Here is a 23896-nt window from a genome sequence, read left to right on the forward strand (position 1 = left end):
TAATGGCAAAGCTAAGTAAACGCGCTCGCGTAATTCGCGAAAAAGTTGATGGTACTAAGCAGTATGACATCAACGAAGCAGTAGCACTTTTAAAAGAATTAGCAACAGCTAAATTCGTAGAAAGTGTTGACGTAGCTGTTAACCTTGGTATCGATCCTCGTAAATCAGATCAAAACGTGCGTGGTGCTACTGTACTTCCACACGGTACTGGTCGTGACGTTCGTGTTGCTGTATTCACTCAAGGTGCAAACGCTGAAGCTGCTAAAGCTGCGGGTGCTGAACTTGTGGGTATGGACGACCTAGCTGCTCAAATTAAAGCTGGCGAAATGAACTTTGACGTTGTTATCGCATCACCAGACGCAATGCGCGTTGTTGGTATGTTAGGTCAAATCTTAGGCCCACGTGGTTTAATGCCTAACCCTAAAACTGGTACTGTAACGCCTAACGTTGCAGAAGCAGTTAAGAATGCTAAAGCTGGTCAAGTTCGTTACCGCAACGACAAAAACGGTATTATCCACACTACTATCGGTAAAGTGGATTTCACTGTTGAACAGTTAAAAGAAAACTTAGAAGCGTTAGTGTCAGCACTGAAAAAGGCTAAGCCTGCAGTTGCTAAAGGCATTTACGTGAAAAAAGTTAGCATCTCTACCACTATGGGTGCAGGTGTTGCAGTCGACCAAGCTAGCTTGGAAGACATTAAGTAATTTTACAATTTGCGCGCATTAGTCTATAATGCGCGCAAATTGTGGGTTGAAGCTCCTTTTACTTGATATTGCCTTAATTCGTTAATGTATATTGGCTAAAAAGTGAGTTTCCGTCCAAGACCGCAGGTGTTTATCGTAAGGTTAACTTAATTTCCTGCGTAGACGGTGTCAGGCCCCAGCTAAATTTTTTTACTGGAAAATCTGCACCGTAAGTAGCCATCTACATATTGTATTTGGTTTGGTAAATTCTAGGGATTTCCCTAGGTAGAATCCAGGAGTAAAGCCTAATGGCATTAAGACTCGAAGACAAAAAGGCAATTGTTGCTGAAGTCAACGAAGCTGCCAAAGGTGCGCTTTCTGCAGTTGTTGCCGATTCACGCGGTGTAACTGTAAGTGCCATGACTGTTCTGCGTAAAGCCGCTCGCGCTAATGGTGTTTATGTACGTGTAGTACGTAACACTTTAGCTAAGCGTGCTGTTGAAGGTACTTCATTTGAATGCCTTGCAGAAACATTCACTGGCCCAACTTTAATCGCCTTCTCTCTAGAGCACCCAGGTGCTGCAGCGCGTCTTTTAAAAGATTTCGCTAAAGAGCAAGCAAAGTTTGAAGTTAAAGGTGCAGCTTTCGAAGGGATGTTTATCCCTGCAGTTGAAATTGATCGTTTAGCGAAACTACCAACATACGACGAAGCACTAGCTCAGTTAATGATGACTATGAAAGAAGCATCTGCTGGCAAATTCGTACGTACATTGGCCGCCCTTCGCGATCAAAAACAAGAAGCCGCTTAATTATAAGTTGGCCGCTTAATAAAATTGAATTCAGAACAATAGGAAATATTTCTAATGTCTATCACTAAAGACCAAATCTTAGAAGCTTTCGCAGCAATGTCTGTAATGGAAGTTGTTGAACTAATCGAAGCAATGGAAGAGAAATTCGGTGTTTCTGCTGCTGCTGCAACTGTAGCTGTTGGCGATGCTGGCGCAGCTGCTGAAGAGCAAACAGAATTCGACGTAATTCTTACTTCTCACGGTGCTAACAAAGTTGCTGTAATTAAAGCACTTCGTGGCGCTACAGGTCTAGGCCTGAAAGAAGCTAAAACTATGTCAGAATCTTCTCCAATTGCAGTTAAAGAAGCTGTTTCTAAAGAAGAAGCTGAAGCGCTTAAAGCTGAGTTAGTTGCAGCTGGTGCAGAAGTTGAAATCAAGTAAGTTTTAGTTAACTTACTCACCCAAGCAATTGGGTGAAGGCTGGCGGTTTTTTAACCGTCGGCCTTTTTTGCGCTCTATGCGCAGGCGATTTTTTATTCACCGTTTATCGCCAGTTTTAGCAGTTCCTAGCAGAGATTACTGGTTAGGTTCTTGCGACAACGGTGACGGGCAAACGCGCTGATTTATATTAAAAAATTAATGTATTTCAGTCTTGGTCACACTAGTAAGTAGAGGAAACCCATGGTTTACTCCTATTCTGAAAAGAAGCGTATTCGCAAAGATTTTGGTAAGCGTCCAAAGGTTTTGGACATCCCTTATCTATTGTCTATCCAGTTAGACTCTTTTAAGAAATTCACCGATCAAGATCCTACGGGTGAACGCGGTTTTGAAGCGGCATTTCGTAGCGTTTTTCCTATCAAGAGCTTTTCTGGTTATTCTGAGCTGCAATATGTCAGTTATAAACTAGGCGAGCCAGTTTTTGATGTGAAAGAATGTCAGATCCGTGGTGTCACTTATTCAGCTCCACTGCGCGTTAAGTTACGCATGGTGTTGTTTGATCGTGAAGCTGCAGCTGGCACAGTAAAAGATATTAAAGAACAAGAAGTCTACATGGGTGATATCCCATTGATGACTGATAACGGTACGTTCGTTATCAACGGTACTGAGCGTGTTATTGTGTCTCAGTTACACCGTAGTCCTGGCGTATTCTTTGATCATGACCGTGGTAAAACCCACTCTTCCGGTAAAGTGCTTTATAACGCACGTATTATTCCTTACCGTGGTTCATGGCTTGACTTTGAATTCGATCCTAAAGACGCATTATTCGTCCGTATTGACCGTCGTCGTAAATTACCTGCGACTATCATGCTACGTGCGTTAGATTTTTCTACTCAAGACATCTTAGACTTATTCTTTGAGCGTATTCAGTTCAAGATTAAGAAAGATTCTTTAGTGATGTCATTAGTACCTGATCGCTTACGCGGTGAGACAGCTAGCTATGACATTAAAGATGCTGAAGGTAGTCTGTTGGTTGAAGCGGGCCGTCGTATTACAGCTCGTCATATTAAACAGTTAGAAAAAACCAACACGACTGAGCTTGAAGTGCCAGTGGATTACATTGTTGGTAAGTATGCTGCACAAGATTATATCGATGAAGATACTGGTGAAGTATTAGTGACAGCAAACAGCGAAATCTCATTAGAAGATTTAGCTAATTTGTCATTAGCCGGCATTAAAGAAATTGATACGTTATTTATCAATGACCTTGATCATGGTGCTTATATCGCAGACACACTGCGCATAGATTCAACAACTAACCGCTTAGAAGCATTAGTTGAAATCTATCGTATGATGCGTCCTGGCGAGCCACCAACCAAAGATGCTGCTGAAGGTTTATTCCAAAACCTATTCTTCAGTGAAGAACGTTATGACTTATCAAAAGTAGGTCGTATGAAGTTTAACCGTCGTCTTGAGATTGCTGAAGATGAAGGTTCAGGCGTTCTATCGAAAGAAGACATCGTTTGTGTTATGAAGAAAATCATCGAAATCCGTAACGGTTACGATGAAGTCGACGATATTGACCACTTAGGTAACCGTCGTATTCGTAGCGTAGGTGAGATGGCTGAAAACCAATTCCGTGTTGGTCTAGTCCGTGTTGAGCGTGCGGTTCGTGAACGTCTATCTTTAGGCGATTTAAACGAATTAATGCCACAAGACTTAATTAACGCTAAGCCAATTTCTGCGGCAGTGAAAGAGTTTTTCGGTTCTTCACAGTTGTCACAGTTTATGGACCAAAACAATCCATTGTCAGAAGTGACGCATAAACGTCGTATTTCTGCCCTTGGTCCTGGTGGTTTGACCCGTGAACGCGCAGGCTTTGAAGTCCGTGACGTACATCCAACTCACTATGGTCGTTTATGTCCAATTGAGACCCCAGAGGGTCCAAACATTGGTCTAATCAACTCGCTAGCCAGTTTTGCTCGTACAAACTCGTACGGCTTCCTAGAAACGCCATACCGTAAAGTGGTAGACGGTGTGATTACTGATGAAGTTGAATACTTATCAGCAATCGAAGAAGGTCGTTATGTTATTGCGCAAGCTAACATCGAAGTTGATGCAGCTGGTCGTATGGTTGAAGACCAAATAGCTTGTCGTCATAAAGGTGAATCTACCTTTATGCGTGCAGCTGACGTTCAGTACATGGACGTTTCGCCACAACAGATTATTTCTGTTGCAGCGTCATTAATTCCGTTCTTAGAACACGATGATGCTAACCGTGCATTGATGGGTGCAAACATGCAACGTCAAGCCGTTCCTACACTGCGTGCTGATAAGCCGTTAGTAGGTACTGGTATTGAACGTACTCTTGCTGTTGACTCTGGTGTTGTGGTGGTGGCTAAACGTGGCGGTGTGGTTGACTATGTTGACGCTAGCCGTATCGTTGTTAAAGTTAATGAAGACGAGCTACGCGCAGGCGAAGCCGGTATCGACATTTACAACCTAACAAAATATACCCGTTCAAACCAAAACACTTGTATTAACCAACGTCCTTGTTGTTTTGCTGGTGATCCAGTGGTTCGTGGTGATGTATTAGCTGATGGTCCTTCTACGGACCTTGGCGAATTGGCCCTTGGTCAAAACATGCGTATCGCGTTCATGCCTTGGAATGGCTATAACTTCGAAGATTCGATCTTAATTTCTGAGCGCGTAGCGCAAGAAGATCGTTTTACTACTATCCATATCCAAGAGCTTTCTTGTATTGCTCGTGATACTAAATTGGGTAGCGAAGAAATCACGGCTGATATTCCAAACGTAGGCGAGTCTGCTTTATCTAAATTAGATGAATCAGGTATCGTTTATATTGGTGCAGAAGTGAAGGGCGGCGATATTCTTGTGGGTAAAGTGACACCTAAGGGTGAAACACAGTTAACTCCAGAAGAGAAACTACTCCGAGCTATTTTTGGTGAGAAAGCTTCTGACGTTAAGGACAGCTCATTACGTGTACCTAACTCAGTTAAAGGCACCATCATCGACGTTCAGGTATTTACCCGTGACGGCGTTGAAAAAGACAAACGTGCACTTGAAATTGAAGACATGCATGTTCGTCAAGCTCGTAAAGACTTAGGCGAAGAATTCAAGATCCTTGAAGACGGCGTATTAGGCCGTGCGCGTAACTTGTTATTAGCTGCTGGTTTCTCTGAAGCTAAATTAGCTGAGTTACCACGCAAAGACTTGCTAATCCAAGTGATTGACGATGAAGCAAAACAAACTGAACTTGAGCAGTTAGCTGAACAGCACGAAGAGCTGCGCGCTGACTTTGACAAGAAGTTTGAAACTAAGCGTCGTAAGATCACTCAAGGTGATGATTTAGCTCCAGGCGTACTGAAAATTGTTAAGGTTTACTTAGCCGTTAAACGTACTATTCAGCCTGGTGATAAAATGGCGGGCCGTCATGGTAACAAAGGTGTTATCTCGAAGATTTGTCCAGTCGAAGACATGCCATATGATGAAGAAGGTAATCCAGTAGACATCGTACTAAACCCATTGGGCGTACCATCGCGTATGAACATCGGTCAGGTACTTGAAGTTCACATGGGTGCTGCTGCGAAAGGCATTGGTAACAAGATTACCGCTATGCTTGAAGAGCAACGTGAAATTGCTGTACTTCGTGATTACATCAAGCAAGTCTATGAGTTAGGTGACGACGTGTTACAACGCGTTGATATCGATTCATTTACTGATGATGAAGTTGTACGTTTGGCGACTCACCTTAAGGGTGGTATCCCAATCGCAACACCAGCATTCGATGGTGCTAAAGAGAAAGAGATCAAGCAAATGCTTGCTCTTGCAGGCTTACCTGAGTCTGGTCAGTTGACATTATGTGACGGCCGTACCGGTAACGAGTTTGAGCGTAAAGTGACCGTTGGTTACATGTACATGCTTAAACTGAACCACTTAGTTGATGACAAGATGCACGCCCGTTCTACTGGTTCGTACAGCTTAGTTACACAACAACCATTGGGCGGTAAAGCTCAATTTGGTGGTCAACGTTTCGGTGAGATGGAAGTGTGGGCACTTGAAGCATACGGTGCAGCTTATACTCTACAGGAAATGCTGACAGTTAAGTCGGATGACGTTAATGGTCGTACTCAGATGTATAAAAACATCGTCGACGGTAACCATCAGATGCAACCAGGCATGCCTGAGTCTTTCAACGTATTGTTGAAAGAAATTCGTTCACTTGGTATTAATATCGAGCTGGATCAAGAGTAAGCATCGCACTTAAGCAATGTTTGGTAACCAAGGGTGCTTTGCATCAGCAAAGCACCTGGTTTAACTCCTTCAGGAGAGAAACGTGAAAGACTTATTAAAGTTTCTTAAACAGCAAAGTAAGACTGAAGAATTTAGCGGAATTAAAATTGGATTGGCTTCGCCTGATCTAATCCGCTCTTGGTCATTTGGTGAAGTTAAAAAACCAGAAACCATTAACTACCGTACATTCAAACCTGAACGTGAAGGTTTGTTCTGTGCGCGTATCTTTGGTCCAGTTAAAGATTACGAATGTTTGTGTGGTAAATACAAACGTCTTAAGCACCGTGGTGTCATTTGTGAAAAATGTGGCGTAGAAGTTACCCAGACTAAAGTGCGTCGTGAGCGCATGGGTCACATTGAACTGGCTAGCCCAGTTGCACATATTTGGTTCTTAAAATCATTACCGTCTCGTATCGGCTTAATGTTAGATATGACGTTACGTGATATTGAACGCGTACTGTACTTTGAATCATTTGTTGTGATAGAGCCTGGCATGACCACGCTTGAACGCGGTCAAATGTTGACCGAAGAAACGTATTTAGATGCGTTAGAAGAGTACGGCGATGAGTTCGAAGCTAAGATGGGTGCTGAGGCAGTTTTAGAATTGCTACGTGCTATCGATCTTGAGCAACAAATCGAGCAAATGCGCGAAGAGTTACCATCAATAAATTCAGAAACTCGTCGCAAAAAAGTGACCAAGCGTTTGAAATTGATGGAAGCATTCTTTACATCTGGCAACAAGCCAGAGTGGATGATCTTAAAAGTGTTACCGGTTCTTCCACCTGATCTACGCCCATTAGTGCCGTTAGATGGTGGTCGTTTCGCGACATCTGATCTTAACGATCTATATCGTCGTGTGATTAACCGTAACAACCGTTTGAAGCGTCTGTTAGATTTAGCTGCGCCTGACATTATCGTACGTAACGAAAAGCGTATGTTACAAGAGTCAGTTGATGCGCTATTAGATAACGGTCGTCGTGGTCGTGCTATTACCGGTTCTAACAAGCGCCCGCTTAAATCTTTGGCTGATATGATCAAAGGTAAGCAAGGTCGTTTCCGTCAGAACTTACTTGGTAAGCGTGTTGACTACTCTGGTCGTTCGGTAATTACCGTAGGTCCTACTTTACGTTTGCACCAGTGTGGTCTTCCTAAGAAGATGGCACTTGAGCTATTTAAACCATTTATCTATGGCAAATTAGAAGGTCGTGGCCTAGCTACAACTATCAAAGCTGCTAAGAAAATGGTTGAGCGTGAACAGGCTGAAGTATGGGATGTGTTAGACGAAGTAATTCGTGAACATCCAGTCATGCTTAACCGTGCACCAACACTTCACAGACTAGGTATTCAAGCATTTGAACCTGTTCTGATTGAAGGTAAAGCGATTCAATTACATCCGTTAGTTTGTGCGGCATACAACGCCGACTTCGACGGTGACCAAATGGCGGTACACGTACCATTAACGCTTGAAGCTCAGTTAGAAGCTCGTGCGCTAATGATGTCTACGAACAACATTTTGTCACCTGCTAACGGTGAGCCAGTAATTACGCCGTCTCAAGACGTTGTATTAGGTTTGTACTACACAAGTCGCGAATGTATTAATGGCCGCGGTGAAGGTATGGCATTCTCTGACGTGTCAGAAGTAGAGAAAGCTTATGCTACTGGTGCTGTTGAGATACATGCACGCGTTAAAGTACGTGTTACAGAGACTACTATCGCTGAAGATGGTGAAAGAACTAAGGCTACTCGTATCGTTGATACAACAGTAGGACGTGCGCTTTTATCATTAATTCTGCCTGAAGGCTTATCATATGATTTGGTTAACCAAAACATGGGTAAGAAGCAGATTTCTAAATTGTTGAACACTTGTTATCGTCAACTAGGTCTTAAAGATACTGTTATCTTTGCTGACCAGTTAATGTATACCGGTTTCCGTTTTGCAACCATCTCTGGTGCCTCTGTAGGTATCGATGACATGGTTATTCCTGACGAGAAATACACCTTAGTTGCAGATGCTGAAGCTGAAGTGCTTGAAATTCAAGAGCAGTTCCAGTCTGGTCTAGTAACTGCCGGTGAGCGTTACAACAAAGTCATCGATATCTGGGCATCTGCCAACGAAAAAGTATCAAAAGCGATGATGGAAAACCTGTCAATTGAGACAGTGATTAACCGTGATGGCGTGCCAGAGCAACAAGCTTCGTTTAACAGCATCTATATGATGGCTGACTCGGGCGCTCGTGGTAGTGCTGCACAGATCCGTCAGCTAGCGGGTATGCGTGGTTTGATGGCTAAGCCTGATGGCTCAATCATTGAAACCCCAATTACGGCTAACTTCCGTGAAGGCCTAAACGTACTTCAGTACTTTATTTCTACTCACGGTGCGCGTAAAGGTCTTGCCGATACCGCATTGAAAACAGCTAACTCGGGTTATCTAACTCGTCGTCTTGTTGACGTTGCACAAGATTTAGTGGTTATTGAAGATGATTGTGGTGTTGAACACGGTCTAACAATGAAGCCGCTTATTGAAGGTGGTGATGTTGTTGAGCCATTGCGTGAACGCGTACTGGGTCGTGTGGTTGCTATTGATGTATTGAAGCCTGGTACTGAAGAAGTATTAGCGCCGCGTAATACATTACTAGACGAAGCATGGTGTGACACATTAGAAGAGCACAGCATCGATGAAGTTATCGTACGCTCTGTAATTACCTGTGACACAGATTTTGGTGTGTGTGCGGCATGTTACGGTCGTGATTTGGCTCGTGGTCATATTATTAACCACGGTGAAGCGATTGGTGTTGTTGCGGCGCAGTCTATTGGTGAACCTGGTACACAGTTAACCATGCGTACGTTCCACATTGGTGGTGCGGCATCTCGAGCTTCTGCAGAAAACAACGTTCAAGTTAAGAACGCAGGTTCTCTGAAGTTACACAATGCTAAGCATGTTTCTAACATTGACGGTAAGCTTGTAATTGTTTCTCGTTCATCTGAACTAGCCATCATTGATGAACTAGGTCGTGAGAAAGAACGTTACAAAGTGCCTTACGGTACCGTTTTAGAAAAACTGGAAGATACTGAAGTGGCAGCTGGCGACATAATCGCTAACTGGGATCCACATACGCATCCAATTATTTCTGAAGTTGCCGGTACAGTTAAGTTCGTTGACATGATCGACGGCGTAACCATGACACGTCAAACCGACGAGTTAACAGGTCTTTCTTCTGTTGTTGTACTTGACGTTGGTGCACGTACTTCAGCGGGTAAAGAAATGCGCCCAGCAATCCGCTTAGTGGATGCTAATGGTAATGACTTAATGATCCCTGGTACAGAAGTACCAGCTCAATACTTCTTACCAGGTAATGCGATTGTAGCAAAAGATGATAACGCGAAAATTAACGTTGGTGACGCATTAGCACGTATTCCTCAAGAATCGTCTAAAACACGTGACATCACCGGTGGTCTTCCACGTGTTGCTGACTTATTCGAAGCGCGTAAGCCAAAAGAGCCTGCAATTCTTGCAGAAATCTCTGGTACTATCTCGTTCGGTAAAGAAACTAAAGGCAAGCGTCGTCTAGTGATTACTCCTGCCGATGGCGGCGATCATTATGAAGAGATGATCCCTAAGTGGCGTAACTTAAACGTGTTCGAAGGTGAAAAAGTCGAACGTGGTGAAGTTATTGCTGACGGCCCAGAAGCGGCACACGACATCTTACGTCTTCGTGGTATACATCATGTAGCAAACTACATTGTTAACGAAGTACAGGACGTTTACCGCCTCCAGGGTGTGAAGATCAACGATAAACATATCGAAGTGATCATTCGTCAGATGCTACGTAAGTGTATTATCACTTCTTCAGGCGACACTGACTTCTTAGAAGGTGAGCAAGCTGAAGTGGCTCGCGTTAAGATCGCTAACCGCGAACTTGAAGCGCAAGGCAAGATGCCTGCATTGTTTGAGCGTGATTTATTAGGTATAACTAAAGCTTCTTTAGCTACCGAATCATTCATCTCAGCAGCATCGTTCCAAGAAACGACTCGTGTGTTAACTGAAGCTGCAGTCGGTGGTAAGAGTGATCCATTACGTGGTCTGAAAGAAAACGTAATCGTAGGTCGTTTGATCCCAGCGGGTACTGGTTATGCTTATCATAAGACTCGTAACGAAGAACGTGCTAAAGCAGCGGCTTCTGGTGGCAAGGTTGAAGCACCAAAAGTGACAGCAAGCGAAGCTGAACAGAACTTAGCAGACTTACTTAATTTGGCAGGAAGCTAAGATTAAGTTGCGAAAATGTTAATAAAAGGCGCCTTTGGCGCCTTTTTTATTCGAATTTCGATCAAAAGTTGGCTATTTCTTGACAGATTGGCATTACCTTTCTAAAATTCCGCGTCCCACCATTGTGGGATATAGATTTTTCACACCTAATTGTTGAGTTATTCAACTGTCGGAGCTATACATGGCAACTGTAAACCAGTTGGTACGTAAGCCACGTGCGCCAAAAGTCGAAAAGACTAATGTGCCTGCGTTGAATGCGTGCCCACAAAAACGTGGTGTTTGTACTCGTGTGTACACTACAACACCAAAAAAACCAAACTCTGCTCTACGTAAAGTAGCTCGTGTGCGTCTTACTAACGGTTTCGAAGTAACTTCGTACATCGGTGGTGAAGGCCATAACTTGCAAGAGCATAGTGTAATCTTAATCCGTGGTGGTCGTGTTAAAGACTTACCCGGTGTGCGTTACCACACTGTTCGTGGCGCATTAGATTGTGCAGGCGTGACTACACGTCGCCAAGGCCGTTCTAAATACGGTGCTAAGCGTCCTAAGTCTTAACGTATCCCGTTAGAAGTAAGGCCAAGCTAGTATTATTTAACATTCCAGTTTTGGAAATACCTGAAGCATACGGAGAATTAATATGCCAAGACGTCGCGTTGTAGGACAACGTAAAATCCTACCAGATCCAAAGTTTCACAGTGAGTTGTTGGCTAAGTTCATCAACGTCATTATGCAAGACGGCAAAAAGTCGACTGCAGAAAAAATTATCTACAAGGCGTTAGATGTTGTCGCTGAAAAGAAAAGCGAAGATCATTTATCTATCCTTGAAGCAGCTCTTGATAACGTACGTCCATCAGTCGAAGTTAAATCTCGTCGCGTTGGTGGTTCTACTTATCAAGTACCATGTGAAGTTCGTCCAGTGCGTCGTAACGCACTAGCGATGCGCTGGTTAGTTGAAGCTGCTCGCAAACGTGGTGAAAAATCTATGGCTCTACGTCTAGCAGGTGAAATGCTAGATGCGTCTGAAAACAAAGGTACTGCGGTTAAGAAACGTGAAGACGTTCACCGCATGGCAGAAGCTAACAAAGCGTTTGCTCATTACCGTTGGTAATATAATGGGGCGGGCATTAGCCCGCTCCATATTGTTGATATTGTCTAAAGCAAATTTTGCTTTAGTTGAGAGGGTATAATCGTGGCTCGTACAACCCCAATTGAGCGTTACCGAAATATCGGCATCGTCGCTCATGTGGACGCAGGTAAAACTACCACAACTGAACGTGTTTTGTTCTATACCGGTCTGTCTCATAAAATTGGTGAGGTGCATGACGGCGCCGCCACTACGGACTGGATGGTACAAGAGCAAGAGCGTGGTATAACAATTACCTCGGCTGCTGTTACCACTTTCTGGCGTGGTATGGATGCTCAGTTCACTGAACACCGTATTAATATCATCGATACCCCAGGTCACGTTGATTTCACTATTGAAGTAGAGCGTTCATTACGTGTGTTAGATGGTGCAGTTGTTGTCTTCTGTGGCTCATCAGGCGTTGAACCTCAATCAGAAACCGTATGGCGTCAAGCTGACAAATACCACGTTCCGCGCATTGTATTTGTTAACAAGATGGATCGTACTGGTGCTGACTTTGACCGTGTTATTAAACAAATCCGTAATCGTCTTGGAGCCACTTGTGTACCTATTCAAATGAATATTGGTACAGAAGAGGATTTTAAAGGGGTTATTGATTTGATTAAGATGAAAGCCATCAATTGGTCTGAAGAAGATCAAGGGATGTCATTCACTTATGAAGAAATTCCAGCACATCTTGTTGCTAAGGCAACAGATATGCGTGAGTACCTTGTGGAAGCTGCTGCTGAAGCCTCAGATGAACTGATGGATAAATACTTGGAAACAGGTGAACTTTCAGAAATCGAGATTAAGCATGCATTGCGTCAGCGCACTATCAATAATGAAATTGTCTTAGCAACCTGTGGTTCAGCATTTAAGAACAAAGGTGTTCAGGCGGTGTTAGATGCGGTGGTCGACTTCTTACCCGCTCCAGTTGATGTACCTGCAATTAAGGGTATTGATGAGGAAGAGCAAGAAGTAGAACGTCCATCTGATGATAATGCCCCATTTGCGGCATTAGCATTTAAGATAGCCACTGATCCATTTGTTGGAACACTTACCTTTATCCGCGTATATTCCGGTGTACTTCAATCAGGTGCAGCCGTTTACAACTCTGTTAAACAGAAACGTGAACGAATTGGTCGTATGGTGCAAATGCATGCAAATGATCGCTCTGAGTTAAAAGAAGTACGTGCTGGTGATATCGCTGCGGCAATTGGTTTAAAAGATGTCACAACAGGTGATACTCTTTGCGATATAGATCACAAAGTGATTCTAGAACGCATGGAGTTCCCAGAACCAGTAATTACCATTGCTGTTGAGCCTCGTTCAAAAGCAGACCAAGATAAAATGGCGATTGCGTTGCAAAAATTAGCAGCGGAAGACCCTTCTTTCAAAGTCGAAACTGATGACGACTCTGCTCAAATACTGATATCTGGAATGGGTGAGCTACACTTAGACATTATCGTTGACCGTATGCGTCGCGAATTTGGTGTTGAGTGTAACGTAGGTAAACCTCAGGTTGCCTATCGTGAAACTATTCGTTCCAGTGTTGAAGTAGAAGGTAAGTTTATACGCCAATCCGGCGGGCGAGGTCAATTTGGTCATGTATGGCTAAGAATTGATCCACGCGAAGAAGGTGAAGGCTATGAATTTGTCAATGAAATTGTTGGGGGTACAGTTCCTCGTGAATTTATTCCTGCCGTTGACAAAGGTATTCAAGAACAGATGAAGAACGGCGTTTTAGCTGGCTACCCTGTACTTGACGTAAAGGTCACTTTATTCGATGGTTCATATCATGATGTGGATTCGAATGAGATGGCATTTAAGATTGCGGGTTCTATGGGCTTCAAAAAGGGTGCGCTAGAAGCTACCCCTGTGTTGCTCGAACCTTGTATGAAAGTAGAAGTGACTACTCCTGAAAATTATATGGGCGACGTAGTAGGTGACTTAAACCGCCGTCGTGGCATAATTGAAGGTATGGAAGATGGCATCGCTGGTGTTAAACTTATCCAAGCAGTAGTCCCTCTATCTGAAATGTTTGGTTATGCAACTGATTTGCGTTCAGCATCTCAGGGTCGTGCTTCATACTCTATGGAGTTCTTGAAGTACGCAGATGCACCGCAAAACATTGCAAAAGCGATTATAGAATCTCGTAACTAATATTGGTTGCGGCATAAATGTTATATTGCTCGAATTAAACGAGCACTTCTGAAAAGAAAGGAATATATCGTGGCAAAAGCTAAATTTGAACGTAAAAAGCCTCACGTAAACGTAGGCACCATCGGTCACGTTGACCATGGTAAAACAACTTTAACTGCAGCTATTTCTGCTGTGTTAGCTAAGACTTATGGTGGTGAAGTGCGTAACTTCGCTCAAATCGATAATGCTCCAGAAGAGCGTGAGCGCGGTATTACTATTAATACTTCTCACATCGAATATGACACACCAATTCGTCACTATGCACACGTCGACTGTCCAGGTCACGCGGATTATGTTAAAAACATGATCACTGGTGCTGCACAGATGGATGGCGCAATCTTAGTAGTTGCTGCTACAGACGGCCCAATGCCACAAACACGTGAGCACATCCTACTTTCTCGTCAAGTAGGTGTACCTTTCATCATCGTATTCATGAACAAATGTGACATGGTAGATGACGAAGAGCTATTGGAATTAGTAGAAATGGAAGTGCGTGAGCTTCTTTCAGAATACGACTTCCCAGGTGATGACTTACCAGTTATCCAAGGTTCTGCATTAAAAGCGTTAGAAGGCGATGCGGCATGGGAAGGTAAGATTCTTGAGCTTGCAGAAGCACTAGATACTTATATTCCAGAGCCAGAGCGTGACATCGATAAGCCATTCCTACTACCAATCGAAGACGTATTCTCGATTTCAGGTCGTGGTACAGTGGTAACTGGTCGTGTTGAGCGTGGTATTGTACGCGTATCAGACGAAGTTGAAATTGTAGGTGTTAAAGACACAACTAAAACAACTTGTACTGGCGTAGAAATGTTCCGTAAGCTACTTGACGAAGGTCGTGCTGGCGAGAACTGTGGTGTGTTATTACGTGGTACTAAGCGTGATGACGTAGAACGTGGCCAAGTACTAGCTAAGCCTGGTTCAATCAACCCACACACTACTTTCGAATCAGAAGTATACGTGTTATCAAAAGAAGAAGGCGGACGTCACACTCCATTCTTCAAAGGATACCGTCCACAGTTCTATTTCCGTACAACGGACGTAACTGGTACTATCGAATTGCCAGAAGGCGTAGAAATGGTAATGCCTGGTGACAACATCAAGATGGTTGTTACTTTGATTTACCCAATCGCGATGGACGACGGTTTACGTTTTGCTATCCGTGAAGGTGGCCGTACAGTTGGTGCTGGTGTTGTAGCTAAAATTATTGCTTAATTGCGAATTTAGTTAACACTGAAAAAGGAAGCTTAGGCTTCCTTTTTTATTGTAAAAAATTTACTAGTATTTTGACAATAATTGTGTAAAATGCTGCGCAACGAATTGTGTAGACTTATTTTAATATAACGCACAAAGGGCCTTGATCTTATAAACCAGATCTGTATAATTGCCCACTCGCTGCACTAGTGCAGTGAGCGAAAGAAGAGTCGATTAGGCTTTTCATATTCATAGCGACTCCGATTGGGAGTCGAACGGTTAAATCATCTCGCTCTGCATTTCCGATCAGGAAGTAGCAAGAGGGTGATTTTTTATGTGTCCATTTTAGGAGCTCTGGTCAATGCAGAACCAAAGAATCCGTATCCGCTTGAAAGGCTTTGATCATCGTTTAATTGATCAGTCTACAGCGGAAATCGTTGAAACTGCTAAGCGTACAGGCGCGCAGGTCCGTGGTCCTATTCCACTACCTACACGCAAAGAGCGTTATACCGTTTTGATCTCTCCGCACGTTAACAAAGATGCTCGTGATCAGTATGAAATTCGTACACACAAGCGCTTAGTTGACATCGTAGAGCCAACAGAAAAGACAGTAGACGCGCTAATGCGTTTAGATCTTGCGGCTGGTGTCGACGTTCAGATTAGCTTAGGTTAATTGAGATCCTTAGAAGAGGTTTGAGAGATGGCTATCGGTCTTATTGGTCGTAAAGTGGGTATGACTCGCATCTTCACTGAAGATGGTACGTCAATCCCAGTAACAGTTATTGAAGTAGCTGGCAACCGTGTTACTCAAGTGAAAACTTTAGAAACTGACGGCTACCGTGCACTACAGTTAACTACAGGTACCAAAAAAGCCAATCGCATCACTAAAGCAGAAGCAGGTCATTTTGCCAAGGGCGGCGTAGTTGCCGGTCGTGGTTTATGGGAAGTGCGTCTAGCAGATGGTGAAGGCGAAGGCATTGAAGTTGGTGCTGAGCTTAATGTTGATATTTTCGCAGAAGTGGCGAAAGTAGACGTTACCGGTCAATCAAAAGGTAAAGGTTTCCAAGGCGGCGTTAAGCGTTGGAACTTCCGTACCCAAGATATGACTCACGGTAACTCTTTGGCTCACCGCTCGAATGGTTCTATCGGTCAGAACCAAACGCCCGGTCGTGTATTCAAAGGCAAGAAGATGTCAGGCCATATGGGTGCTGAACAAGTAACTACTCAAAATTTACACGTTGTACGTGTTGATGCAGAGCGTAACTTGATACTAGTACGCGGCGCTGTTCCAGGCGCTACCAATGGTGACTTGATTATCAAGCCAGCAGTTAAAGCTTAAGGTCTGAGGAGATAGTAATGGAATTGGTATTGAAAGACGCGCAGAGCGCTCTTGAAGTTTCCGAAACTACCTTCGGCCGTGACTTTAACGAGGCATTGGTTCATCAGGTAGTTGTAGCTTACGCTGCAAACGCACGTCAAGGCACTCGTGCCCAAAAGACGCGCGCGGAAGTTATTGGCTCAGGCAAAAAGCCTTGGCGCCAAAAAGGCACTGGCCGTGCTCGTGCCGGTAGTGTTAAAGGCCCAATCTGGCGTGGCGGTGGCGTAACATTCGCTGCTAAAACTCAAGATCACAGCCAAAAAGTTAACAAAAAGATGTACCGTGGTGCTCTTCGTAGCATATTTTCGGAATTGGTACGTCAAGAACGTTTAGTTGTCGTTGAATCATTTAGTGTTGAAGCTCCTAAAACTAAAGAGTTGAAAGCTAAATTAGCAGCAATGAACTTACAAGATGTTCTAATTGTTACTGCAGAAGTTGATGAGAATTTATTCTTAGCAGCTCGCAACTTATACAAAGTTGACGTACGTGACGTTGCGGGTCTAGACCCAGTAAGTCTAATTGCGTTTAACACTGTTCTTGTTACTGCTGATGCAGTGAAGCAAATTGAGGAGATGCTAGCATGATCACCGAAGAACGTTTGCTAAAAGTTATTCTTGCTCCGCACATCTCTGAAAAGAGTACTGTTGTTGCAGAGAAAAACAACACTGTAGTTTTCCGCGTAGCAATCGATGCGACTAAAGCAGAGATCAAAGCTGCAGTAGCGAAGCTATTTGAAGTTGAAGTAGATACAGTTCGCACTTTAGTTAACAAAGGTAAAACCAAACGTACTGGCGCCCGTACTGGCCGTCGCAGCGATTGGAAAAAAGCTTATGTTACTTTAGCTGCTGGTGCTGACATCGATTTCGTCGGCGGCGCTGAGTAAGCAAAGGAGAATTATCATGGCAGTTATTAAGTGTAAGCCAACCTCTCCAGGTCGTCGCCACGTAGTTAAAGTGGTGAATACGGACCTGCATAAGGGTAAACCTTTTGCTGGCCTGTTGGCGAGAAAAACTAAAAGTGGTGGCCGTAACAATACTGGCCGTATCACTGTCCGTCACATCGGTGGTGGTCACAAGCAACATTACCGTCTAATCGACTTCAAACGCGATAAAGATGGAATTCCAGGAAAAGTTGAGCGTATTGAGTACGATCCAAACCGTACTGCGCACATTGCTTTAGTATTATACGCAGATGGTGAGCGTCGTTATATTCTTGCTGCTAAAGGCATGAAATCTGGCGATCCAATCCAATCTGGTAATGATGCTGAAATCAAAACTGGTAACGCTAAACCGTTACGCAACATTCCTGTTGGTTCAGTTGTTCACGCAGTAGAAATGAAGCCTGGTAAAGGTGCTCAAATCGCTCGTTCAGCTGGTGCCTATGTACAAGTTGTTGCTCGTGATGGCGCATATGCAACTCTACGTCTTCGCTCTGGCGAAATGCGTAAAGTTCCAGTTGATTGCCGCGCGACATTTGGTGAAGTTGGAAATGCCGAACACATGCTACGCCAATTAGGTAAAGCAGGTGCTAAGCGCTGGAGAGGCGTACGCCCAACAGTGCGTGGTGTTGCAATGAACCCAGTAGACCATCCACATGGTGGTGGTGAAGGCCGTACTTCTGGTGGACGTCATCCAGTGAGTCCATGGGGTGTGCCAACTAAGGGTTATAAAACTCGTAGTAATAAGCGCACTGACAAGTACATCGTACGTCGTCGTAATAAATAGTAAGAGGATTCGCCATGCCACGTTCTCTCAAGAAAGGTCCCTTCATTGACCTGCACTTGCTGAAGAAGGTAGAGAAAGCGATGGAAGCGGGAGATAAAAAGCCAATTAAAACTTGGTCTCGCCGCTCAATGATCATCCCTAATATGATTGGGTTGACCATCGCTGTCCATAATGGTCGTCAGCACGTACCTGTGTTCGTAACTGACGAAATGATCGGCCACAAGCTTGGTGAATTTTCACCAACTCGCACTTATCGCGGCCATGCTGCAGATAAGAAAGCGAAGAAGCGTTAATACGGGAGGAATAAGATGGAAGTTTTAGCTAAACATCGTTTTGCTCGTACGTCTGCGCAGAAGGCCCGTCTAGTTGCTGATCAAATTCGCGGATTGCCTGTTTCTAAGGCACTCGAGATTTTGACATTCAGCCCCAAGAAAGCCGCCGTACTAGTTAAAAAAGTACTTGACTCAGCTATAGCAAACGCCGAACACAACGAAGGTGCGGATATTGATGAGCTTAAAGTTGGAGCCGTCTTCGTAGATGAAGGCCCAACTATGAAGCGTATCATGCCACGTGCCAAAGGTCGCGCTGATCGTATCATGAAGCGTACCAGCCACATTACTGTGGTTGTATCAGATCGCTAGGAGAAGAGAGCAATGGGACAGAAAGTACATCCTAATGGTATCCGTCTGGGTATCACTAAGCCTTGGATCTCTACCTGGTACGCAGATGGATCAGACTATGCAAATAATCTGAACAGCGACTGGGAAGTGCGTCAATATTTAACTGAAAAGTTAAAGGCCGCATCAGTATCTAAGATTGTCATTGAACGCCCAGCGAAAAGCATCCGCGTTACTATTCACACTGCCCGTCCAGGTGTTGTGATTGGTAAGAAAGGTGAAGACGTTGAAGTACTACGTGCATATGTGTCTAAAATCACAGGCACTACTGCTCAAATCAACATCGCTGAAATCCGTAAGCCTGAATTAGACGCTAAGCTTGTTGCTGACAGTATTGCACAGCAATTAGAGCGCCGTGTTATGTTCCGTCGTGCTATGAAGCGCGCGGTTCAAAACGCAATGCGTATTGGTGCTCAAGGCATCAAGGTTCAAGTTAGCGGCCGTTTAGGTGGTGCTGAAATCGCACGTGCAGAATGGTATCGTGAAGGTCGTGTACCTTTACATACTTTACGTGCTGATATCGACTATTCAACAGCTGAAAGTCACACGCAATATGGTGTGATTGGTATTAAAGTTTGGATCTTCAAAGGCGAAGTTCTAGACGGTATGATGCCTGCTATTGAAGAGCCAAAGCAGCAACCTAAGCGTAAGCCTCGTGGTAAATAGGAGAAACTTTAATGCTGCAACCTAAACGTATGAAGTTTCGCAAGATGTTCAAAGGCCGCAACCGCGGTCTAGCGAACGGTACTGAAGTTAGCTTTGGTACTTTCGGTTTGAAAGCAGTCGGCCGTGGCCGTTTAACTGCTCGTCAAATCGAATCTGCACGTCGTGCCATGACACGTCATGTTAAACGTCAAGGACAAATTTGGATTCGAGTTTTCCCTGACAAACCAATTACCTCTAAGCCTCTTGAAGTGCGTATGGGTAAAGGTAAAGGTAACGTTGAATACTGGGTATGTCAGATTCAACCTGGTAAGGTTCTTTATGAGATGGGTGGTGTACCTGAATCGTTGGCTCGTGAAGCCTTCGCTTTAGCATCAGCTAAACTACCTCTGAAGACTACCTTCGTAACTAAGACGGTGATGTAATGAAAGCGAGCGAACTAAGAGAAAAGAGCGTTGAAGAACTTAACGCTGAATTACTTGGTCTGCTGCGTGAGCAGTTTAACCTGCGTATGCAACACGCTACTGGTCAATTGACTCAAACGAATCAATTGAAACTAGTGCGTCGTAACATTGCACGTGTTAAGACCATTATTACTTCTAAGGCAGGTGCGTAATGTCTGATAAAATCCGTACTTTGCAAGGTAAAGTAATTAGCAACAAAATGGAAAAATCTATTACTGTTGCTATTGAGCGCCAAGTGAAACATCCTATTTATGGGAAGTACATCAAGCGTACTACTAAGATCCATGCACATGACGAAACTAATCAGTGTAATGAAGGTGACATAGTGACTATTAGTCAGTGTCGTCCTCTATCTAAGACTAAGTCTTGGACCCTAGCTGAAGTAGTAACCAAAGCCTAATTTTATGTTAGGTTAATCTAAACGGCTCCTTATTTTGGAGCCGTTTGTTTTTTTACTATGCAATCCGATATTGTGGTGTTATACTTGCGCGCCAAAATTGAGTAAAACTATCCTCATTTTTGGCTAAATATTGTCCCAATATTGGGATTTGTGTAGTAACGATAGCGGAGCACTTAAAATGATCCAAATGCAATCGACTCTAGACGTCGCATGTAATAGTGGCGCACGTAGAGTTCAGTGTATTAAGGTCTTGGGTGGCTCTCATCGTCGTTATGCCGGTATCGGCGACATTATCAAAGTTTCTGTTAAAGAAGCGATTCCTCGCGCTAAAGCGAAGAAAGGTGATGTATATAACGCGGTGGTAGTCCGTACTAAGAAAGGCGTACGTCGTCCAGACGGTTCTGTCATTCGCTTCGATCGGAATGCAGCGGTATTGCTTAACGCAAACCTTGCACCGATTGGTACTCGTATCTTTGGACCAGTGACACGTGAATTGCGTACTGAGCAATTTATGAAGATTGTCTCTCTGGCACCTGAAGTACTGTAAGGAGCTTTCAAAATGGCAGCAAAAATCCGTCGTGAAGACGAAGTGATTGTATTAGCAGGTAAAGACAAGGGTAAACGCGGTAAGGTTTCTCAAGTTCTACCTACTGGTAAATTAATTGTTGAAGGCATCAATCTCGTTAAGAAACACCAAAAGCCAAACCCACAATTGGGCGTAGCTGGCGGCGTTATCGAGAAAGAAGCACCGATGCAAACATCAAACGTAGCGATCTTTAACCAAGCCACAGGCAAGGCAGATCGTGTTGGTTTCCGATTTGAAAACGACAAAAAAGTCCGTTTTTATAAATCGAACAGCGAACTCGTTAAGTAATTTGGAGTAAACGATGGCGAAACTGCATGATAAATATCAAGAGACTGTGATCGCTGAACTAGCTAAAAAGTTCGGTTATAGCAGTGTCATGCAAGTCCCTCGGATTGATAAAATCACCCTTAACATGGGTGTTGGTGAAGCTGTTGCAGATAAGAAAGTTATGGAGCACGCGCTTCGTGACATGACTGCAATCGCTGGCCAAAAGCCAATTGTAACTGTTGCTCGTAAATCAGTTGCTGGCTTTAAAATCCGTGAAGGCTACCCTATAGGCTGTAAAGTTACCCTGCGCGGTGAGCGCATGTGGGAATTTTTAGAGCGTCTAGTTGACATTGCAATCCCACGTATTCGTGATTTCCGTGGCTTAAGCGCTAAAGCGTTTGACGGCCGTGGTAATTATGCAATGGGTGTGAAAGAACAGATCATCTTCCCTGAGATCGATTACGATAAAATCGATAAGATTCGTGGTATGGATATTGTTATCACTACTACTGCGAAAAATGATGAAGAAGGTCGTGCTTTGTTGACCGCTTTTAACTTCCCATTTAAGAAATAAGGGTAGCATAATGGCTAAAACTTCTATGAAAGCACGTGAAGCAAAACGTGCACAGCTCGTAGCTAAGTATGCTGAAAAGCGTCTAGCACTTAAAGCTACTATCAGCAGCCCAGAGACTTCGGAAGAAGATCGTTGGGATGCGGTACTTAAGTTGCAAGCACTACCACGTGATTCAAGCGCATCGCGTCAACGCAATCGCTGTAATCAAACTGGTCGCCCACATGGCTTCTTACGTAAATTCGGCTTAAGCCGTATTAAATTACGTGAAGCAACCATGCGTGGTGAAGTTCCTGGCCTACGTAAGGCCAGCTGGTAAGCACTTGTACGGAGTAAGCTAATATGAGCATGCAAGATCCTATTGCGGATATGTTAACCCGTATTCGTAACGGCCAAGCTGCTAACCACGTATCTGTAAAGATGCCTTCAGCTAAGTTAAAAGTAGCAATTGCGAAATTACTTAAAGATGAAGGTTTCATTACTGACTACGCCGTAGCAGATGAAGCTAAGCCTGAATTAGAAATTACATTAAAGTACTTTCAAGGCAAACCAGTCGTTGAGACTATCCAGCGCGTAAGCCGTCCTGGTCTTCGTATTTACAAAGGTAAAGACGAACTTCCAAAGGTTATGGGCGGTCTGGGTATCGCAATTGTGTCCACTTCTAAAGGCTTGATGACTGATCGTGCCGCCCGCCAATTTGGCTCGGGTGGCGAGGTTATCTGCTACGTAGCGTAAGGAGTTAGTAATGTCTCGTGTTGCAAAAGCACCAGTCACTATCCCTGCTGACGTAGAGGTGACTTTAAACGAACAGACTTTAACTGTCAAAGGCAGTAAAGGAAGTCTGACTCGAGTAATCAACAATGCGGTAAATGTTGTTATCGAAGATGCACAAGTTAAGTTTCTACCTGTCGAAGGCTTTGAAAAAGCTTGGGCGCAGGCAGGTACTGCACGTGCACTAGTAAACAATATGGTTGTTGGTGTATCTCAAGGTTTTGTGAAAAAACTTAAACTTGTTGGTGTAGGTTACCGTGCGAAAATCGCTGGTAGTGACTTAGACTTAACATTAGGTTTCTCACATCCATTAGTACACAAGCTACCCGCAGGCGTGACAGTAGAATGTCCTAGCCAAACTGAAATCGTCCTAACAGGCGTTGATAAACAGTTGGTTGGTCAAGTTGCTGCAAACATTCGTGGTTACCGTCCACCAGAGCCTTATAAAGGTAAAGGTGTTCGCTATGACGACGAAGTTGTACGCCGTAAAGAGGCTAAGAAGAAGTAGGTAACGCGATATGGATAAGAAAACATCTCGCTTACGTCGCGCTACTCGTGCACGTAAGAAGATCCAAGAGCTAGGCGTGAATCGTCTGGTTGTACATCGTACACCGCGTCACATTTATGCTCAGGTTATTAGTCCTGAAGCTCAGGTGTTAGCTGCCGCTTCAACTGTTGAAAAAACAGTTAAAGAGCAACTAAAGAGTACCGGAAACGTAGATGCGGCCAAAGCAATTGGTAAACTAGTTGCTGAGCGTGCGATCGAGAAGGGCGTGGCTACTGTTGCGTTCGACCGTTCTGGTTTCAAGTATCACGGACGTGTGGCTGCATTAGCAGACGCTGCTCGTGAAGCTGGCCTGAAGTTCTAAGGGGTTATAAATGGCTAAATTAGAAGCTCAGCAAAAAGACGATTTGCAAGAAAAATTGATTGCAGTTAATCGTGTTTCTAAAGTAGTTAAGGGCGGTCGTATCTTTAGCTTCACAGCACTAACAGTAGTGGGTGACGGTAACGGTAAGATTGGCTATGGCTACGGTAAAGCACGTGAAGTTCCAGCAGCGATTCAAAAAGCTATGGAAAAAGCGCGTCGTAACATTGTGACCGTTGAGTTGAATGCAGGTACTCTGCATCACCCAGTTAAAGGTCGTCATACAGGTTCACTTGTGTACATGCAACCAGCATCACAAGGTACTGGTATTATTGCCGGTGGCGCAATGCGTGCCGTATTGGAAGTAGCAGGCGTTCATAACGTTCTGTCAAAAGCATACGGTTCTACTAACCCGATCAACATCGTTCGCGCTACAGTCGATGCGTTGGTGCACATGAAGTCACCTGCTCAAATCGCTGCTAAACGTGGCCTGAATGTTGACGAAATTCGGGGATAATGCAC

Annotated in this window: 28 protein-coding genes; all 28 read left to right on the forward strand. The window is 44.0% G+C overall.

The features are described from left to right. The first annotated feature begins 2 nt into the window (after positions 1-2). The 28 genes from rplA (at position 3) to rpsE (ending at position 23891) form a co-directional block, all read left to right on the forward strand. A complete protein-coding gene (gene rplA / locus ACRWP9_RS02980) occupies positions 3-704 on the forward strand; it encodes a 50S ribosomal protein L1 (RefSeq protein WP_434927791.1) in 702 nt (233 codons plus the stop codon). Positions 705-991: 287 nt separating this feature from the next. After that, on the forward strand, positions 992-1492 hold the full coding sequence (gene rplJ / locus ACRWP9_RS02985; RefSeq protein ID WP_434927792.1) for a 50S ribosomal protein L10: 501 nt from the start codon (positions 992-994) through the stop codon (positions 1490-1492). Positions 1493-1546: 54 nt separating this feature from the next. Next, the gene (rplL, locus tag ACRWP9_RS02990) at positions 1547-1912 is read left to right on the forward strand and encodes a 50S ribosomal protein L7/L12 (RefSeq protein ID WP_434927793.1); all 366 of its coding nucleotides are present in this window, start codon (positions 1547-1549) and stop codon (positions 1910-1912) included. Positions 1913-2152: 240 nt separating this feature from the next. Then, positions 2153-6184 (forward strand): DNA-directed RNA polymerase subunit beta, encoded by a 4032-nt coding sequence (gene rpoB, locus ACRWP9_RS02995; protein ID WP_434927794.1) that lies wholly within the window; start codon positions 2153-2155, stop codon positions 6182-6184. Positions 6185-6266: 82 nt separating this feature from the next. Next, complete coding sequence (rpoC, locus tag ACRWP9_RS03000; RefSeq protein ID WP_434927795.1) at positions 6267-10487, forward strand: DNA-directed RNA polymerase subunit beta'; 4221 nt, start codon at positions 6267-6269, stop codon at positions 10485-10487. A 181-nt stretch (positions 10488-10668) separates the two neighbouring features. After that, the gene (rpsL, locus tag ACRWP9_RS03005; RefSeq protein WP_025823559.1) at positions 10669-11043 is read left to right on the forward strand and encodes a 30S ribosomal protein S12; all 375 of its coding nucleotides are present in this window, start codon (positions 10669-10671) and stop codon (positions 11041-11043) included. Between the two features lie 82 nt (positions 11044-11125). Continuing rightward, positions 11126-11596: a 30S ribosomal protein S7 gene (gene rpsG, locus ACRWP9_RS03010; protein ID WP_226411997.1), complete on the forward strand. Its 471-nt coding sequence runs from the start codon at positions 11126-11128 to the stop codon at positions 11594-11596. Between the two features lie 81 nt (positions 11597-11677). Continuing rightward, on the forward strand, positions 11678-13774 hold the full coding sequence (fusA, locus tag ACRWP9_RS03015) for an elongation factor G (protein ID WP_434927797.1): 2097 nt from the start codon (positions 11678-11680) through the stop codon (positions 13772-13774). 69 nt (positions 13775-13843) lie between these two features. Then, positions 13844-15028, forward strand: a complete 1185-nt coding sequence (gene tuf, locus ACRWP9_RS03020; RefSeq protein ID WP_434927790.1) for an elongation factor Tu — start codon at positions 13844-13846, stop codon at positions 15026-15028. 340 nt (positions 15029-15368) lie between these two features. Continuing rightward, on the forward strand, positions 15369-15680 hold the full coding sequence (gene rpsJ, locus ACRWP9_RS03025; protein WP_011635639.1) for a 30S ribosomal protein S10: 312 nt from the start codon (positions 15369-15371) through the stop codon (positions 15678-15680). Between the two features lie 27 nt (positions 15681-15707). Further along, positions 15708-16346 (forward strand): 50S ribosomal protein L3, encoded by a 639-nt coding sequence (gene rplC, locus ACRWP9_RS03030; RefSeq protein ID WP_226411991.1) that lies wholly within the window; start codon positions 15708-15710, stop codon positions 16344-16346. Between the two features lie 17 nt (positions 16347-16363). Then, positions 16364-16969: a 50S ribosomal protein L4 gene (rplD, locus tag ACRWP9_RS03035; RefSeq protein WP_226411989.1), complete on the forward strand. Its 606-nt coding sequence runs from the start codon at positions 16364-16366 to the stop codon at positions 16967-16969. Beyond that, a complete protein-coding gene (rplW, locus tag ACRWP9_RS03040) occupies positions 16966-17268 on the forward strand; it encodes a 50S ribosomal protein L23 (protein WP_226411987.1) in 303 nt (100 codons plus the stop codon). Before rplD ends, rplW begins: the two co-directional genes overlap by 4 nt. A gap of 16 nt (positions 17269-17284) precedes the next feature. Continuing rightward, on the forward strand, positions 17285-18109 hold the full coding sequence (gene rplB, locus ACRWP9_RS03045; protein ID WP_226411985.1) for a 50S ribosomal protein L2: 825 nt from the start codon (positions 17285-17287) through the stop codon (positions 18107-18109). 14 nt (positions 18110-18123) lie between these two features. Further along, a complete protein-coding gene (rpsS, locus tag ACRWP9_RS03050; RefSeq protein ID WP_006083596.1) occupies positions 18124-18402 on the forward strand; it encodes a 30S ribosomal protein S19 in 279 nt (92 codons plus the stop codon). 15 nt (positions 18403-18417) lie between these two features. Beyond that, entirely contained in the window at positions 18418-18750 is a 333-nt protein-coding gene (rplV, locus tag ACRWP9_RS03055; protein ID WP_160056441.1) for a 50S ribosomal protein L22, read from the forward strand. Between the two features lie 12 nt (positions 18751-18762). Then, positions 18763-19452, forward strand: a complete 690-nt coding sequence (rpsC, locus tag ACRWP9_RS03060) for a 30S ribosomal protein S3 (RefSeq protein WP_226411984.1) — start codon at positions 18763-18765, stop codon at positions 19450-19452. Positions 19453-19463: 11 nt separating this feature from the next. After that, on the forward strand, positions 19464-19874 hold the full coding sequence (gene rplP / locus ACRWP9_RS03065; protein ID WP_124017689.1) for a 50S ribosomal protein L16: 411 nt from the start codon (positions 19464-19466) through the stop codon (positions 19872-19874). Next, positions 19874-20065 carry a 50S ribosomal protein L29 gene (rpmC, locus tag ACRWP9_RS03070; RefSeq protein ID WP_006083592.1) on the forward strand — a complete coding sequence of 64 codons (192 nt, stop codon included), beginning with the start codon at positions 19874-19876 and terminating at the stop codon, positions 20063-20065. The genes rplP and rpmC overlap by 1 nt, the downstream gene beginning before the upstream one ends. Further along, the gene (rpsQ, locus tag ACRWP9_RS03075; protein WP_188922997.1) at positions 20065-20313 is read left to right on the forward strand and encodes a 30S ribosomal protein S17; all 249 of its coding nucleotides are present in this window, start codon (positions 20065-20067) and stop codon (positions 20311-20313) included. The genes rpmC and rpsQ overlap by 1 nt, the downstream gene beginning before the upstream one ends. A 178-nt stretch (positions 20314-20491) precedes the next feature. Further along, positions 20492-20860 (forward strand): 50S ribosomal protein L14, encoded by a 369-nt coding sequence (rplN, locus tag ACRWP9_RS03080; RefSeq protein ID WP_011494644.1) that lies wholly within the window; start codon positions 20492-20494, stop codon positions 20858-20860. 12 nt (positions 20861-20872) lie between these two features. Then, positions 20873-21187: a 50S ribosomal protein L24 gene (rplX, locus tag ACRWP9_RS03085; protein ID WP_226411983.1), complete on the forward strand. Its 315-nt coding sequence runs from the start codon at positions 20873-20875 to the stop codon at positions 21185-21187. Positions 21188-21200: 13 nt separating this feature from the next. After that, entirely contained in the window at positions 21201-21740 is a 540-nt protein-coding gene (gene rplE, locus ACRWP9_RS03090) for a 50S ribosomal protein L5 (RefSeq protein ID WP_226411982.1), read from the forward strand. A gap of 10 nt (positions 21741-21750) precedes the next feature. Further along, complete coding sequence (gene rpsN, locus ACRWP9_RS03095) at positions 21751-22056, forward strand: 30S ribosomal protein S14 (RefSeq protein ID WP_226411981.1); 306 nt, start codon at positions 21751-21753, stop codon at positions 22054-22056. A gap of 23 nt (positions 22057-22079) precedes the next feature. Beyond that, positions 22080-22472 carry a 30S ribosomal protein S8 gene (gene rpsH / locus ACRWP9_RS03100; RefSeq protein ID WP_188959299.1) on the forward strand — a complete coding sequence of 131 codons (393 nt, stop codon included), beginning with the start codon at positions 22080-22082 and terminating at the stop codon, positions 22470-22472. Between the two features lie 10 nt (positions 22473-22482). Beyond that, the gene (rplF, locus tag ACRWP9_RS03105; RefSeq protein ID WP_226411980.1) at positions 22483-23016 is read left to right on the forward strand and encodes a 50S ribosomal protein L6; all 534 of its coding nucleotides are present in this window, start codon (positions 22483-22485) and stop codon (positions 23014-23016) included. A 10-nt stretch (positions 23017-23026) separates the two neighbouring features. Further along, the gene (rplR, locus tag ACRWP9_RS03110; RefSeq protein ID WP_188843805.1) at positions 23027-23377 is read left to right on the forward strand and encodes a 50S ribosomal protein L18; all 351 of its coding nucleotides are present in this window, start codon (positions 23027-23029) and stop codon (positions 23375-23377) included. A 10-nt stretch (positions 23378-23387) separates the two neighbouring features. Continuing rightward, positions 23388-23891 carry a 30S ribosomal protein S5 gene (gene rpsE / locus ACRWP9_RS03115; protein ID WP_076502247.1) on the forward strand — a complete coding sequence of 168 codons (504 nt, stop codon included), beginning with the start codon at positions 23388-23390 and terminating at the stop codon, positions 23889-23891. Positions 23892-23896: the final 5 nt, after the last annotated feature.

The organism is Shewanella sp. HL-SH2, from assembly GCF_051164935.1.
Classification (GTDB): Bacteria; Pseudomonadota; Gammaproteobacteria; order Enterobacterales; family Shewanellaceae; genus Shewanella; species Shewanella glacialimarina.

Coding starts and splice junctions, on each gene's coding strand:
- rplA (WP_434927791.1), top strand. CDS start 3: ATGGCAAAGCTAAGTAAACGCGCTCGCGTAATTCGCGAAAAAGTTGAT.
- rplJ (WP_434927792.1), top strand. CDS start 992: ATGGCATTAAGACTCGAAGACAAAAAGGCAATTGTTGCTGAAGTCAAC.
- rplL (WP_434927793.1), top strand. CDS start 1,547: ATGTCTATCACTAAAGACCAAATCTTAGAAGCTTTCGCAGCAATGTCT.
- rpoB (WP_434927794.1), top strand. CDS start 2,153: ATGGTTTACTCCTATTCTGAAAAGAAGCGTATTCGCAAAGATTTTGGT.
- rpsL (WP_025823559.1), top strand. CDS start 10,669: ATGGCAACTGTAAACCAGTTGGTACGTAAGCCACGTGCGCCAAAAGTC.
- rpsG (WP_226411997.1), top strand. CDS start 11,126: ATGCCAAGACGTCGCGTTGTAGGACAACGTAAAATCCTACCAGATCCA.
- rpsJ (WP_011635639.1), top strand. CDS start 15,369: ATGCAGAACCAAAGAATCCGTATCCGCTTGAAAGGCTTTGATCATCGT.
- rplC (WP_226411991.1), top strand. CDS start 15,708: ATGGCTATCGGTCTTATTGGTCGTAAAGTGGGTATGACTCGCATCTTC.
- rplD (WP_226411989.1), top strand. CDS start 16,364: ATGGAATTGGTATTGAAAGACGCGCAGAGCGCTCTTGAAGTTTCCGAA.
- rplW (WP_226411987.1), top strand. CDS start 16,966: ATGATCACCGAAGAACGTTTGCTAAAAGTTATTCTTGCTCCGCACATC.
- rplB (WP_226411985.1), top strand. CDS start 17,285: ATGGCAGTTATTAAGTGTAAGCCAACCTCTCCAGGTCGTCGCCACGTA.
- rpsS (WP_006083596.1), top strand. CDS start 18,124: ATGCCACGTTCTCTCAAGAAAGGTCCCTTCATTGACCTGCACTTGCTG.
- rplV (WP_160056441.1), top strand. CDS start 18,418: ATGGAAGTTTTAGCTAAACATCGTTTTGCTCGTACGTCTGCGCAGAAG.
- rpsC (WP_226411984.1), top strand. CDS start 18,763: ATGGGACAGAAAGTACATCCTAATGGTATCCGTCTGGGTATCACTAAG.
- rplP (WP_124017689.1), top strand. CDS start 19,464: ATGCTGCAACCTAAACGTATGAAGTTTCGCAAGATGTTCAAAGGCCGC.
- rpmC (WP_006083592.1), top strand. CDS start 19,874: ATGAAAGCGAGCGAACTAAGAGAAAAGAGCGTTGAAGAACTTAACGCT.
- rpsQ (WP_188922997.1), top strand. CDS start 20,065: ATGTCTGATAAAATCCGTACTTTGCAAGGTAAAGTAATTAGCAACAAA.
- rplN (WP_011494644.1), top strand. CDS start 20,492: ATGATCCAAATGCAATCGACTCTAGACGTCGCATGTAATAGTGGCGCA.
- rplX (WP_226411983.1), top strand. CDS start 20,873: ATGGCAGCAAAAATCCGTCGTGAAGACGAAGTGATTGTATTAGCAGGT.
- rplE (WP_226411982.1), top strand. CDS start 21,201: ATGGCGAAACTGCATGATAAATATCAAGAGACTGTGATCGCTGAACTA.
- rpsN (WP_226411981.1), top strand. CDS start 21,751: ATGGCTAAAACTTCTATGAAAGCACGTGAAGCAAAACGTGCACAGCTC.
- rpsH (WP_188959299.1), top strand. CDS start 22,080: ATGAGCATGCAAGATCCTATTGCGGATATGTTAACCCGTATTCGTAAC.
- rplF (WP_226411980.1), top strand. CDS start 22,483: ATGTCTCGTGTTGCAAAAGCACCAGTCACTATCCCTGCTGACGTAGAG.
- rplR (WP_188843805.1), top strand. CDS start 23,027: ATGGATAAGAAAACATCTCGCTTACGTCGCGCTACTCGTGCACGTAAG.
- rpsE (WP_076502247.1), top strand. CDS start 23,388: ATGGCTAAATTAGAAGCTCAGCAAAAAGACGATTTGCAAGAAAAATTG.